Origin of the sequence: Proteus vulgaris (genome assembly GCF_033708015.1) — a bacterium.
In the GTDB taxonomy this organism is placed as follows: Bacteria; Pseudomonadota; Gammaproteobacteria; order Enterobacterales; family Enterobacteriaceae; genus Proteus.
Window position 1 is genome coordinate 3,821,045 of the sequence record NZ_CP137920.1, and the last position, 14,250, is coordinate 3,835,294.

A 14,250-nucleotide genomic window follows, 5' to 3' on the forward strand; every position below is an offset into this window, starting at 1 on the left:
AACCTTCCTGACTAACTTCTGTATTAAAAGCGTAATACCACATCATATTCACTCAATTTTTGAGCGATATCTTGATGGGATATCACCTGAACATCCAACACAAAAGAAGTTTGAGAGGATAATCCACGATGAACCATGTCTTTCTGAGATATATAGACATTTGTCACATCATACAAGGGTAGTACTTTAAATGTTGCCGCATGATGACGTGACAATATCCCTTCAGGCTGTTGATTTTCAACAAGTTGAAACACACCATCAGAGATAAAAAAAACGCCAATATCTTCTGTTAATGCAGAGGTTGCAAGTAAAGCATCTAAACCTTCTCGCCCTGCACTATTACCATGAGGCGCTTGAGTAAAAAGGAATGCGATCGAATTCATTTTCTTCATTAAAATTGCACCACACGGGAACAGGTCAACATCGCTTGAGCCAGTGATCCTAAACCACTTAACTCAAATTCAGGTGCCATGTTATAGCTATCCATTTCCTGCTCTTTGGCTTGCTGCTCATCAATAATTCCTCTACGCAATGCGGCAGCAACACAAACATGCAAGGGAATTTGATGTTTTTTCGCCAAGGCAACCCACGCTTTAGGAAGATCAAATTCATCATTTGCAGGCGATACCCATTTATTTGCGTTCACAACACCTTCCCGATAGAAGAAAATTTGTGCAATTTGATGCCCTTTTTCAAGAAGGGCATTTGCGAATAAATAGGCACTCGAAGCTTGTTCAGTTCCGTAATGAGGCCCCGTAACCACTAAGCAATATGTCAAGGAACTCATAATGTTGCCTTATTCGCCATTTTTAAACTGGCGAATATAGAGATACACAGTATGTTTTGAGATGTTTAAGCGGTCTGCAACCTGATTAATAGCATCTTTGATATCAAAAATACCTTTCTCATAAAGGCTTAATACGACTTGTTTATTCTTAGCATTATTCGCAACTTCACGATCATTATTAACTTCTTCAATCGTGAACTCTAATGTTTGAGCGACTAAATCATCAACGGATGATGCAAAGTTAACATCAGATGCGACTTCATGCGTTTCTTCAGGAATAAAGGTTTTGATTATTTCAGAAAATGGGACATCAAGGTTCATATTAATACACAATAAACCAATGACACGACGTTCACGATTACGAATAGCAATCGTGATTGACTTCATCAATGCACCACTTTTCGCTCTAGTAAAATAAGCCTTTGAAAAACTTGAATCTTCATCTGTGATGTCATGTAACATTTGTAATGCCAAATCGGTAATTGGAGAACCAATCTTACGACCAGTATGTTCTCCATTCGCGATTTTAACCGCTGAACATTTCAAATCTTCCAGAGAGTGCAATACGATTTCACAATGATTACCAATAAGCATTGCCAAACCATCCACGGCAGCTTCATAGGACTTTAGTACTTCGTGATCAGTTTGAGTAAAAGGTCGGCTATCTAGTTTTTCAAACTCGCTGCTGTCACCATTAAATAACGGGCTAGACATTTGATTATATAATCCTTAAAGGCTTTAATTATGATAATGACTTGAGGTTCTATTTTTTATAACGATTCGTCATTGCGGATCAATTCAATATTAAAAAAAATTAAATATAAAAACAGAATTAAGAACGATTCTGACGTTAGATCGTCAGAAGATCTACGTCAAGTAACTTAGAATAAGAGCTTTGTGATAGGTCACAGCTTTTTTCATTTTTCTTTATATTTTGTACTCATTCCTATCTTTTATTTTTACAACCGTCCCTTTTTAAGGGGCCAGGATAAAGATTGACACTATTGAATAGATTACCTATATTCCAAATTATTGTTATTTTAACGAGTGATTAATCCTATGAATATACTGATGAAATGCCAATCTCAGCAAACCTCATCAATAATAGGATTAATTTCTGTTGCTTCTATACCTATTGAAATTCTCTCTTCACCACCTCCGCCTGTGAAAGTGGTTGTAGTCAATACAACGGTTGTTGTTGCAACTCACATTGCTTGATTGATTTGCTTAGCTTAAGAACGTACTTAACCAACCTCAATATAATGATATTTTGGTTAGGTTTATTCATTGAGATTTTATCAATTAGCTAATACTCACTAAAAATAATCAAGCGCACTCATTGCTTATTTTACCGGTATCTCAGCATGTATTTACATCAATATTGGGCAAAACTCGGCCCAACGACATTATTCGTTTTATTGTGGAGTAGTGGTGCTATCTTTTCTCGTTGGGGATTAGATAATGGTAGCTCATTTGCTATTTTAACGTGGCGTTTTATTATCGCTTTAGTATTTCTCACTTTCTTGTGTATTCAGCGCCATCGCTTTTTACCCCCCAAAGGAAGCCGTTTAAAAACGGCATGGGTTGGCCTACTTATTATCGGTGGCTATTCCATCTGTTATCTTTTAGCACTCGCTAATAGCATTACACCTGGAATGCTAGCCACCATTATGGGTGTTCAACCGATTATTACCCTATGGATAATAGAGCGTAATTTTACAGCGACACGACTATTCGGGCTTTTAATCGCCTTAGCAGGATTAGTATTAGTCGTTGCCCAAAGTTTATTTAATACAGCGTTATCATTAACGGGAATGATTTATGCCTTAATTGCACTACTTTGTATGAGCTTTGGCGCAATCTCACAGAAAAAACTGCAATTAGCCCCCATGGATGCCCTACCGTTACAATATGTTGTTAGCCTTGTGTTGTGCTTGTTATTTGTCCCCTTCCAGCCATTTCATGCTTCATTCGATATTGGCTTTGTTATTCCAGTCCTTTGGCTTGCGGTGATCATTTCTGTAGTTGCACAATTGCTACTATACCGCTTACTCACAACCGGTAATTTAGTTAATGTCACGAGTTTATTTTATTTAGTACCAGGCGTGACAGCATTAATGGATTACATCTTCTTAGGTAATAAGATGTCTTGGTTGAGCTTAGCAGGGATGGGAGCAATTATTGTCGGCTTGCTGTTTGTTTTTAAAAAGCCCAAAGCCATTATTGTAGAAGAGGCCGTAGACTAACACTCTGTGTTTATAAATGATCAACGATACATTAGAAATAAAAATGCTGACATAAATGTCAGCATTTTTTAGTGGTAGTTAACGATAAGTGAATTACTTCTCGCTTTCAACACTCAGTAATTCAACTTCAAAGACTAATGTTGAGTTAGCTGGAATACCACTTGTTGCACGTTGTCCGTAGCCTAATTCTGGTGGAATAACTAACTTGATTTTACCGCCTTCTTTGATGTATTTCATACCTTCTGTCCAGCCAGGGATAACGCTTTTCAGGCTAATTGTCAGAGGTTCGTTACGATCATAAGAGCTATCAAATTGTTTACCATCAATCAGCATGCCTTTGTAGTTTACAGTAACACGATCAGCATCTGTTGGTGTTTTACCTTTCCCAGGATTTTCAACTAAATAGAGTAACCCTGATTTGGTTTTTACCACACCTTTTTCCGCGGCAAACTCTGTACGGAATTTATCACCCGCAATTTTGTTCTCAGTCGCTTCTTTTTCCATTTTTGCTGTTGCAGCAGTACGGACTTGATCTTCAAAAGCCGCTAACGTTAATTCAATTTCAGAGTCTGATAATTTTGATTTACTGTTAAATGCATCCTGAACACCCGCTAACAGTTGTTTAGAATCTAAAGTAATACCAATATTTTTTTGTTCTTGTAACGCAGCTTCCATATAGCGGCCCATCGACGCGCCTAACGCATAGGCATTTTGCTCATTTTGAGTTTTAAATGCGCTATTTAGTGTTGGCACTTTAGCGGTTGCTTCTTCAGCGAATGCATGAGGTGCACTGAATGCGAAAGCTAAACTGGTTGCCAGCAACGTCGTTTTTAATAAAGATTTCATCCCATTCTCCAGTATATGTTTGTGAGTCGCTACGTTTTACAAACGATCATCATAGATCTTCATAAAAACGTTTTGCATCACATCTTGCTGTCGTTGCGGTATAGATCTCATCCGCGGGTAGCAATTTTATATGAATTTAAAAAATTTGCCGACACTCTTAACAGTTAATGTTAGGATTTTTGTCAGCACAGAGTGCTACCACATTAGCAAAATAGTCTTTTATCTCAAACCAGATTTATGTCTTCCTGTGTATATATCAGTAAATAAGATTAAATTTCGTGAGTTTTTGAGTCATATTCGTCGTAATAGGACATTTTAAAGGAGGAAAAACACAATGGATATTAAGGAAGTAGAACGATTGCTCATTCAATTAGAAAGCAAAGTTGCTTTCCAAGATGCGACTATTGAAGAATTGAATCAAGTCGTCACACAACAGCAAATTGAAATTAGCCGCTTTAAGGAAGCCTTAAAAATTGTTTCTGAGCGCTTAAAAAATTCTCAAACCTCAATACTTGCTAGACCTGAGGATGAAACGCCTCCACCTCACTATTAAGTCGTCGTCCGCTGTTAACATCAAAACGGAAAACAAAAAAGGAGCGCTTAAACGCTCCTTTTGATCTTTTCAACGAAAGATTAGTGCTGGCAACCACAACCGCCATTGCCGTGACCATGACCACCATGACCATGACCGCCGCCACCGCAGCATCCACCTTCTTCACCGTGTGAATGGCCATGTCCGTGACCACCGCCACAGCATCCGCCTTCTTCACCGTGACCGTGGCCACCACAACATTCGTGCTCTTCTTCTTCACCGTGTACGTGACCGTGAGCTAATTCTTCTTCAGTCGCTTCACGAATTGCAACGATTTCAACATGAAACTTCAGGTTTTGACCTGCTAACATGTGGTTACCATCAACGATAACTTCGTCGCCTTCAATACCTGTAATTTCTACTGGTACTGGACCTTGATCGGTATCAGCAAGAAAACGCATACCCACTTCTAACTCATCAACACCAACAAAAACATCTTTCGGTACGCGTTGAACTAAGTTTTCGTCGTATTGACCATATGCATCATCAGAAGCAACTTCTACGTCGAATTTTTCACCGACTTCGCGACCTGTTAATGCATTTTCTAAACCACTGATTAAAGAACCACGGCCATGCAGATAGTCTAACGGTGCACTCACCGTGGACTCATCAACTAAAACACCGTCTTCTGATCTTACTTGATAAGCCAGACTAACTACCAAGTCGTTTGCTACTTTCATGACATCTCCTACATACCCGTGGGCAAAATTTTCCCGATTGTAACGAAAAATAAATCTTCTGTATCGGGTTATATCAAAAAAACCTACAATTATTGTGGTGTAAAGATCCCAATGACTTGTTCATTTTCACGAACAAGCGAGTTAACCTCACCCTCTGTTTGCCGTTGCTGATGGCCACATTTCGCACATTCCACAATATCCACTTTATCTTCACGCCACATTTTAAGTGTATCTTGAGCTTGACAGTGTGGACACACGGCTCCTGCGATAAAGCGTTTACGGGTTGCAGACATGGGGTCAATTCTCCTATTTATCAATAGATTTTTTTTCTTTATGTATTTGAGGAATGTCTTCTGTTAAAGAGTCATCCCAAATATCAGGCTGATGGTGCTCTTGACGAATTTCTTCACTAAAAAGCTCTTCAAGTTCCCGTCTCGCTTCTTTTACTCGTGAAACGTTAGAGACTTCTTCCGGAGATTCATCCACCAGCTTTCTCAATAAGTTAATATCCAGACGACGAAAATGCTGTTGTGCTCGATATGCTTGATGAGGATGCATGCCTAATTCAATTAATGTTTTGCGTCCTAATTCTAAGGCGCTAGAAAATGTTTCACGGCTAAAATCTGTCACCCCTGCTTTGAGCAACTCATGAGCTTCAACTCGTCCTCTTGCCCTTGCAATAATATGCAAATTAGGAAAATGATGTTGGCAAAGATGAACGATTTCCATCGTAGCTTCAGGTTCATTACTGGTAATAACAATCGTTTTAGCATGCTCTGCGCCAGCAGCACGCAATAGATTGAGATCGGTTGCATCACCGTAATAAACTTTATAGCCATATTTACGCATGGTGCTTATGCTTCCAACATCATGCTCTAATACTGTGACGTTAATCTTATTTGCCATTAACAAACGCCCTACAACCTGCCCCATTCGACCAAATCCGACAAGAATGACCTCTGGGTGATTATTTTCAACAAAAGGCTGTTCGTCTGTTTTGGCTTCATTATAACGACGAGCAAACACAGCGTCTGTCATTTGCATCACAAGAGGCGTTGTCATCATAGAAAGTGTGACAACAACCAACAATAATGCCATTTGCTGACTCTCTAATACGCCCATAGCCATCGATGTCGAGAACACAACAAACGCAAATTCACCACCTTGGCTTAATACCGCCGAGAATTGTAAACGCGGGGAAAAATGCAATTTGGCTAACCAAGCAATACTGTAAAGGATCAAGGCTTTCACAATAACCAGCACTAAGACGCCCAATAATACTTGTGGAAGATAGCGCCATAAAATACCGATATCTAAAGACATACCGACAGAAATAAAAAAGAGTCCTAAAAGTAGACCTTTAAAAGGTTCAATAGCGATCTCTAATTCATGTCGATATTCTGAATCTGCCAATAACACTCCCGCAATAAAGGTGCCCATTGCCATGGAAAAACCTAAGGTTTCCATAAAAATAGCGGCACCTAATACAACAAGTAGTGCGGCAGCAGTAAAAACTTCTCTGACGCCAGACTTCACCACTAAGCGTAAAAGTGGACGTAATAAATAACGACCACAAATCAGCAACCCAGCAAAAGCCGCGACTTTCACACCAATGCGATACCAATCGCTACTTGCCGTTTCTCCGGCTAACAAAGGAATAACAGCCAAGATAGGAATAACCGCCATATCTTGGAAAAGTAAAACAGCGAAACCTAATTGCCCGCCTTCATTGTGGTTCATTCCTTTCTCATTCATAAGTTGCAATGCCATCGCCGTAGAAGACATCGCAATACCTAATCCACCAATCACAGCGGCCTGCCATGAGAAAGACGTAAAAACAAGAATAAGCCCTGAAAAAATAGAAGCGGTTAATACCACCTGCATTGAACCCACACCAAAAATGGCACGTCTCAGTTCCCATAACTTGGCTGGATTTAATTCCAAACCAATAAGGAACATTAAAAAAACCACCCCTAATTCAGCAAAATGTAAGATATTATCGACATCTTTAAACAGCCCTAATCCCCAAGGTCCGATCGCAATACCAGCAATCAAATAACCGAGTACAGCACCAATTTTAAGACGCTGTGCAATAGGTACCATAACCACGGCAGCACACAGGAAAAAGAGAACAGCTTTAATCATCCAATTATCTTCCATTAAGCTTGCTCCCCTTCAAGTGGTGCACTTAGCCAATGACGATAAGCTTCACCGATATAAGTCAGTGTTGTTTTAGATTGTTGTCTTGCTGAATACACAACCATGGGTGATAGCCAGCGCATACCACACATTTCGGCCATTAATTCAAAAGGGCGTAATAATTCTGTGAGTGTGTAGTGATTCTTCCCATTATGTTGATAAGCCAGTTCTGGCTCTCCCGTTGTAATTACACAACGAAATGACTTACCTTTTAATTGTGCCCGACCTGCTTTATTGGCAAAGGGGCGAGTTAACACTCGGTCTTGCCACTCTTTTAATAATGCTGGACAACTATATGTTTGTAATGGAAATTGAAAAACGATCACTTGGTGCTTACACAGCAAGGATTGTTCATGGTGTATATCAATAAAAAAATCAGGATAAGTAGCATATAAATCATGGATAGTTATATTCTCTAAATCCCTCACCGCTTTTAATAATGCTTTATTAGCAATTGATTGGCGCGGCTCGGGATGAACATACACCAGCAATACATTTGATGCGTTTGACATCATTCCTCCTTACAAAACGTGTCAGAAACGGTTTTTTCCGTTACCATGCACGCATTGTGACCAACTGTTACGAACAACTTACTCTATATATTAATTTACATACTCTTAATAGACGATATTTATGATTGTTTTTTCTTCTTTGCAAATTCGCCGTGGTGTCAAAGTGTTACTGGACAATGCCAGTGCAACCATTAATCCAGGGCAAAAAATTGGTCTAGTCGGTAAAAATGGCTGTGGTAAAACCACATTACTTTCTTTATTGAAAGGTGAACTTCAGGCTGAAGCAGGTAATGTTACCTATCCTAGTACATGGTCAATGGCATGGGTTAACCAAGAAACCCCCGCACTTGATGTACCTGCTATTGATTATGTTATTGATGGTGACAGAGAATACCGCCAGTTAGAACAACGATTACAAAAAGCTAACGAAATAAACGATGGTCATGCTATTGCACTGATACACGGACAATTAGATGCCATTAATGCATGGACAATACAATCGAGAGCAGCGACCTTACTGAATGGTTTAGGGTTTAGCCAACAGCAACTTAGCGAACCTGTAAAATCATTTTCAGGTGGCTGGAGAATGCGTTTAAACTTAGCACAAGCGCTGATTTGTCGATCTGACCTACTACTTCTCGATGAGCCCACCAACCACTTAGATTTAGATGCTGTTATTTGGCTAGAAAAATGGCTAAAAAGCTACACTGGTACACTTATTTTAATTTCTCATGATCGTGATTTTCTTGATCCTATCGTAGATAAAATCTTGCATATTGAGCAAGAAAAAATCTTTGAATATTCAGGTAACTACTCTTCGTTTGAAATGCAACGAGCAACTAAACTCGCACAACAGCAAGCTTTGTTTGAAAATCAACAAGCCAAAATTGCACACTTACAGAGTTTTATCGATAGATTTAAAGCGAAAGCGACAAAAGCAAAACAGGCTCAAAGCCGTGTAAAAATGCTTGAACGCATGGAACGTGTTTCTCCTGCACATTCAGATAACCCATTTCAATTTAGTTTCCGCCAACCTGAAAGCTTACCCAATCCACTTTTATCAATGGAGAAGGTCTGTGCGGGTTATGGTGAAAAAGTTATTCTCAATGATATCAAACTCAATTTAGTTCCCGGCTCACGTATTGGATTATTAGGGCGTAATGGGGCAGGTAAATCGACGCTGATTAAATTACTTGCTGGCGAACTACAACCCTTACAAGGGAAATTAGCTCTTTCTAAAGGCATTAAACTTGGTTATTTTGCTCAACATCAATTAGAGTTTTTACGCGCTGATGAATCAGCACTGCAGCATTTAACCCGCTTAGCGCCCAAAGAAACTGAACAAAAATTACGTGATTACTTGGGGGGATTCGGTTTCCATGGCGATAAAGTCACCGATGCTTGTGGTCAATTTTCTGGCGGTGAAAAGGCACGCTTAGTTTTATCACTTTTAGTTTGGCAACGCCCTAACTTGCTATTAATGGATGAACCAACAAACCACCTTGATTTAGATATGCGTCAAGCACTGACTCAAGCTTTAATTAGCTTTGAAGGCGCAATTGTTGTTGTATCGCATGATAGGCATTTATTACGCTCTACCACTGATGATCTCTACCTTGTACATGATGGTCAAGTCGAGCCATTTGATGGTGATCTTGATGATTATCAACAATGGTTAGTTGATCAAAATCGTCAAGAAACACAGGCAAATAAAAGCCAACAAGATAACAACAATATCACGACGACTGCCAATTTAAGTGCTCAGGATAAAAAAGAGCAAAAACGCAAAGAAGCTGAATTTAGACAACAAACCCAGCCTTTACGCAAGAAACTTACCACATTAGAAAGCAAGATGGATAAATTAAGCCAAGAGCTTAGTGATATCGAAAGCGTTCTTTCTGATAGTGGTATTTATGATACAAGCCGTAAAAATGAGCTTTCTGATTGCTTAAGCCGACAAGGTGTTACGAAATCCGCCCTAGAAGAAGTGGAAATGGAGTGGATGGAATTACAAGAAACATTAGAAAAAATGACAAACGCATTTGAAGCCCAGTAATACAATGTCATTTCTTAAAAAAGGAACTATTTTTAAGTAAAATAGTTCCTTGCTTTTTTTCCTTCAATTCATTCTTAATATTTATACAATTCATTTCACTTACCGTATTGATATCATTTTACAATAGCATGATTTACACAAAACATAATCTCTCCCTACCTAGCAATAACCCAATAAAAATAACAATCTAACGTTTATTTTCTACCTATTTATATTAAGTAAGGGAAATAAATTCTTTCACGCTAAAGTTTTTAACATTTCAGCCGAATTAATCATTCTGCTAAGTGGACCTCCCACTTACCAACGAAAAGGCAAAGCTAATAGGTAGGGTTATGTTAAAACGAATTAAAATCTCTCAAGGTTTAATGTGTGTCCTGACTCTGTTTTGTATTATTCAGATTATTTCTGGAGTACAAAGCATTCACGATGCCTACCAAACTCAAAACACTCTTAAAAAAATTTCATACAGTTTCGATCAACTACGCACGATGGATAATACCTATGCGGAGTTGAATACATTACGTACTGATATTATTGCACAAGCATTTAGTTATATATCAAATCCTCAAGCTGAGGATACAAACATCACTACATTTATGCAGACCATGCCTGCCCGTAAAGCGCAAGTTGATGCATTGATGAATGAGTATGTTGAACTATCCGCGCAAACAGGTTTCGATCAGCAACGTATGGCTCAGATCAAACAGCTTTATCAAAAGAGCCGAGCTGATCTTGATTTACTGGCACAGTATTTAAGTGAACGTAACACTAACGCGATTCGTTTAATTTTAAAAAGTCCGGCAAACACTAACTTCACGAATTCATTGTATGAAGCTACCGACTTTATTACGGATGAAGTTGTTAACCCTTCAGTGATTGAAGCAGAAGATAACTACCATAGCATGTTGTGGATAGCATCACTCTTTATGGGTATCTTCCTCCTCTTTACCACCCTGGTTCTTATTTGGATCCGCAAATACATTATTGTACGCATTAACCAAATGATCACCTATCAAGACGCCATTGCTAAAGGTGATTTAGTCAGTCGCATTGATAGCGATGTATCAGGTAAGACTGAAATCGATCAGCTTATGCTCGGCTTACAGCAAATGCGTGCGCAATTAAAAGAGATGGTAAGCTCTATTCGGAATACGAGTGCAACTATTTACACTGGCGTACAAGAAATTGCAGCGGGTAATAATGACTTATCAAGCCGAACTGAAGAGCAAGCGAGCGCATTAGAAGAAACGGCATCCAGCATGGAGCAGATGACCGCAACTATTCGTAATAACACGGAAAGCGCCCGTGAAGTGACAGAGCTGGTTATGAGTACTGCTGATATTGCCGTTCAAGGTGGTGAGCATAGTAATAAGATGGTAATGACAATGACCGATATTGCCGATCGCTCACAAAAGATTGGTGAAATCACCGCGGTTATTGATGACATTGCTTTCCAAACCAATATATTAGCGCTTAATGCTGCCGTTGAAGCCGCCAGAGCTGGCGAACAAGGTCGTGGTTTCTCAGTGGTAGCCAGTGAAGTTCGTAATTTAGCACAGCGTAGCGCAGAAGCGGCAAAAGAGATCAAAGAGCTTATTGAATCGACAATATTACGTGTTAAACAAGGTAATGATCTCGTCGAACAAGTTAGTTTATCAATGGGTGAGATTGTGACATCTGTGAATCATGTTTCAGGTTCGATGAAAGAAATTTTATCTGCATCGGAAGAGCAAACGCGAGGAATTGCACAAATTAGCCTTGCTGTTAACGAGATGGATAAAGCAACTCAACAAAATGCGGCGATGGTTGAACAATCAACAGCGGCTTCTGCCACATTAAGTGAACAAGCAAGTATGTTGGATACTATTGTGAATACATTTAAAGTTGAAGATGAAAAAACCGCCCCCGTTCAAACTAAATTACCTGTATTTTCAGCTAAATCACAAGACACTGAAACAATAAAAACACCAACAATCAAAACTAATCATCATGAAACAGACGACAATTGGGAAAGTTTCTAACGATATCTCTCACACAACGTCCTGTGAAAGCTTGGTGTAGAAAATAGCCCAAAACAATATAATAAAACCTCTACCTACACGACTCCCAGTCATTTTTCTGGGAGTATTTCTTTTCCTTCACACATAAACACAAAAAAAGATCGTTTTTTATACGAAATAATAATATTTTTTAAGAAATATTAAGAACATTTATGAAAGCAATAACTTTATTTTACTTATCATAAGATAAAAAGATAAATAAAAATAAAATACTGCTTATTATCGCTTTAATATCCGACAAAACATTATTAATATTTATATTTTAATAATTAACACTAAAAATAAGTAAGGCAATATACTTATAGTGCTTTCTGTTAATCATTAGAGAATTTTAGCCATTAGCTGACAATTAAAGCTAAAAAAAGAAATATAAGTCATCTTTACTATTAAATAGAGTAGAAAAAGTAAAGTTTTTGAATATTAAGCCGAATAAGTTTAATTGATAAATAGTTATCGCTCCTTGCTGTGTGTCCTACAAACCAATTAAATAGGTAAGGCTATGCTGAAACGAATAAAAATATCTAATGGCTTAATGTTTATCTTAATACTGTTTTGCGCCATTCAACTTTTCTCTGGAGCAATGAGTATCCGTGATGCGAGTTTAACAAATAAGCGGATCTCACAATTAGCGAATGGCTTTGAACAGATAAAAACGATGGATTATGGTTATGCTGAGTTAAATAAATTACGTGAAGATATGCTAAATATTATGTTTGATGCTCATCTCACACCTGATATTGCAGAAAATAAAATCTCTGATTTCCTTTCCTCTTATCCAAAAAGAAAACAAGAAGTTATACGTATTATTACCGCATACTTCACGGCGACCGAAGAAGCCAATTTTGATCCTGAAAAAATAGGGAACATGAAAAAGCGCTTTAATCGTGTGCTTTACGATCTTGACCAACTTGTATCATGTCTAGAGATCCGCGATTACTACGGTTTTCAATCTCTTTATGCTCATAATACCAATGAACGATTCACTCAATCCCTTTATGAAGCCACCGATTATCTCAGTGATAATGTTGTTACTCACGCAATAAAAGCAGCTCAAGGTAATTATGAACGTACCCTGGCATTAGCTTTTATCTTTATGTTTATTTTTATTCTTTTCACTGTCCTTGTTGTACTTTGGATACGTCGAAATATTGTTTTACGTATAAATCAAGTTGTCGATTATATGTCGGAGATTTCACAAGGAAACTTAGTAGAAAATAAAGATGTCACAGTAAAAGGAAATAATGAAATCGACCAATTAATTACAGGTATTCAATATATGCGTACCGAATTGTCATTAATTGTGAATGCGATCCGCGGAACAAGTCATCATATTTATACCGGTGTTCAAGAATTATCTGCGGGGAATACCGATCTTTCTTGTCGTACTGAAGAGCAAGCGAGTGCATTAGAAGAAACGGCATCAAGTATGGAACAACTCACAGCAACAGTGAGAAATAATACAGAAAGTGCTCGTGAAGTTTCACACCTTATCCGTCAAACTTCCAATATTGCCAGCAAAGGGGGCGATGTCACCAATAGAATGGTGAAAACGATGACTGACATTGCTGATAGCTCACAAAAAATTGGGGAAATTACAGCCGTTATCAATAGCATCGCGTTCCAAACCAATATTTTATCATTAAATGCTGCGGTTGAAGCCGCCAGAGCTGGTGAGCAAGGTCGAGGCTTCTCAGTGGTTGCCACTGAAGTAAGAGAATTAGCACAGCGCAGTGCTGAGGCGGCAAAGGAAATTAAAGAACTTATTGATGCCTCTATTAGCCGAGTGCGTCATGGTAATGAACTTGTTGAACAAGTGAGTATTTCTATGGGCGAAATACTGACATCCGTAAAACATGTAGAAGATTCAATGACTGAAATTTTATCTGCGTCAGAAGAGCAAACGCGAGGTATAACTCAAGTCTCTCTTGCTGTCACTGAGATGGATAAAGCCACCCAGCAAAATGCGACGATGGTTGAACAATCTTCCGCTGTTGCCAGCCTATTGACTGAAGAAGCCGGTAATCTTGAACAAATCGTTGAGCAATTTAAAACGGTCGAAAGTGATCAGCTCAATAAAAAAGTACAACACAGCGTAATAGAAAAACAGTTCTCATCTGAAAAATCACTATATACAAAAGATGAAAAGATAAAAAATACCGTCAAAGATGAAGTGAAAGAGGGAAAATCGACAAAAGGCGCAGCAACGGTAAATGATGGTGAAGATGATGATTGGACTAGCTTTTAACTCATTGATTTGATCATGATAAGAACA

At 38.5% G+C, this 14,250-nt stretch carries 14 protein-coding genes; 6 read left to right on the plus strand and 8 right to left on the minus strand.

Going from position 1 to position 14,250, the window contains the following annotated elements; all coding sequences use genetic code 11:
• Nucleotides 1-23: 23 nt before the first annotated feature.
• Genes tusC through SB028_RS17955 form a run of 3 tightly spaced genes read right to left on the minus strand, consistent with a single transcriptional unit; the run spans nt 24 to nt 1,501 of the window.
• Entirely contained in the window at nt 24-392 is a 369-nt protein-coding gene (tusC, locus tag SB028_RS17945; protein ID WP_077885157.1) for a sulfurtransferase complex subunit TusC, read from the minus strand.
• Complete coding sequence (tusD, locus tag SB028_RS17950) at nt 392-787, minus strand: sulfurtransferase complex subunit TusD (protein ID WP_069369617.1); 396 nt, start codon at nt 785-787, stop codon at nt 392-394. The genes tusC and tusD overlap by 1 nt, the downstream gene beginning before the upstream one ends.
• A gap of 9 nt (nt 788-796) precedes the next feature.
• A complete protein-coding gene (locus SB028_RS17955; protein WP_069369616.1) occupies nt 797-1,501 on the minus strand; it encodes a transcriptional regulator in 705 nt (234 codons plus the stop codon).
• Between the two features lie 345 nt (nt 1,502-1,846).
• Between SB028_RS17955 and SB028_RS17960 the strand changes: the two genes are divergently transcribed.
• Entirely contained in the window at nt 1,847-2,005 is a 159-nt protein-coding gene (locus tag SB028_RS17960) for a hypothetical protein (protein WP_171729954.1), read from the plus strand.
• Nucleotides 2,006-2,151: 146 nt separating this feature from the next.
• Nucleotides 2,152-3,033, plus strand: a complete 882-nt coding sequence (locus tag SB028_RS17965; RefSeq protein WP_069369615.1) for a DMT family transporter — start codon at nt 2,152-2,154, stop codon at nt 3,031-3,033.
• Nucleotides 3,034-3,126: 93 nt separating this feature from the next.
• Here SB028_RS17965 and fkpA read toward each other — a convergent pair whose 3' ends face one another.
• Nucleotides 3,127-3,879 carry an FKBP-type peptidyl-prolyl cis-trans isomerase gene (gene fkpA / locus SB028_RS17970; RefSeq protein WP_069369614.1) on the minus strand — a complete coding sequence of 251 codons (753 nt, stop codon included), beginning with the start codon at nt 3,877-3,879 and terminating at the stop codon, nt 3,127-3,129.
• Nucleotides 3,880-4,213: 334 nt separating this feature from the next.
• On the opposite strand from fkpA, the gene SB028_RS17975 reads away from it, so the two are divergent.
• A complete protein-coding gene (locus tag SB028_RS17975; RefSeq protein ID WP_023583298.1) occupies nt 4,214-4,432 on the plus strand; it encodes a SlyX family protein in 219 nt (72 codons plus the stop codon).
• A gap of 80 nt (nt 4,433-4,512) precedes the next feature.
• Here the strand turns inward: SB028_RS17975 and slyD are convergent, their stop codons facing one another.
• The 4 genes from slyD to kefG all read right to left on the minus strand — a co-directional run bounded on the left by slyD (nt 4,513) and on the right by kefG (nt 7,862).
• Nucleotides 4,513-5,151, minus strand: coding sequence for a peptidylprolyl isomerase (gene slyD, locus SB028_RS17980; RefSeq protein WP_069369613.1), 639 nt, complete (start codon nt 5,149-5,151; stop codon nt 4,513-4,515).
• An 89-nt stretch (nt 5,152-5,240) separates the two neighbouring features.
• Entirely contained in the window at nt 5,241-5,444 is a 204-nt protein-coding gene (locus SB028_RS17985) for a YheV family putative zinc ribbon protein (protein ID WP_036914399.1), read from the minus strand.
• Between the two features lie 13 nt (nt 5,445-5,457).
• On the minus strand, nt 5,458-7,311 hold the full coding sequence (gene kefB, locus SB028_RS17990) for a glutathione-regulated potassium-efflux system protein KefB (protein WP_069369612.1): 1,854 nt from the start codon (nt 7,309-7,311) through the stop codon (nt 5,458-5,460).
• Nucleotides 7,311-7,862, minus strand: coding sequence for a glutathione-regulated potassium-efflux system ancillary protein KefG (kefG, locus tag SB028_RS17995; RefSeq protein ID WP_069369611.1), 552 nt, complete (start codon nt 7,860-7,862; stop codon nt 7,311-7,313). The genes kefB and kefG overlap by 1 nt, the downstream gene beginning before the upstream one ends.
• Nucleotides 7,863-7,983: 121 nt before the next feature.
• Between kefG and SB028_RS18000 the strand changes: the two genes are divergently transcribed.
• The 3 genes from SB028_RS18000 to SB028_RS18010 all read left to right on the plus strand — a co-directional run bounded on the left by SB028_RS18000 (nt 7,984) and on the right by SB028_RS18010 (nt 14,223).
• On the plus strand, nt 7,984-9,918 hold the full coding sequence (locus SB028_RS18000; RefSeq protein WP_069369610.1) for an ABC transporter ATP-binding protein: 1,935 nt from the start codon (nt 7,984-7,986) through the stop codon (nt 9,916-9,918).
• Nucleotides 9,919-10,250: 332 nt separating this feature from the next.
• Nucleotides 10,251-11,939, plus strand: coding sequence for a methyl-accepting chemotaxis protein (locus SB028_RS18005; protein ID WP_069369609.1), 1,689 nt, complete (start codon nt 10,251-10,253; stop codon nt 11,937-11,939).
• A gap of 538 nt (nt 11,940-12,477) precedes the next feature.
• The gene (locus SB028_RS18010; protein ID WP_069369608.1) at nt 12,478-14,223 is read left to right on the plus strand and encodes a methyl-accepting chemotaxis protein; all 1,746 of its coding nucleotides are present in this window, start codon (nt 12,478-12,480) and stop codon (nt 14,221-14,223) included.
• The last annotated feature ends 27 nt before the right edge of the window (nt 14,224-14,250 follow it).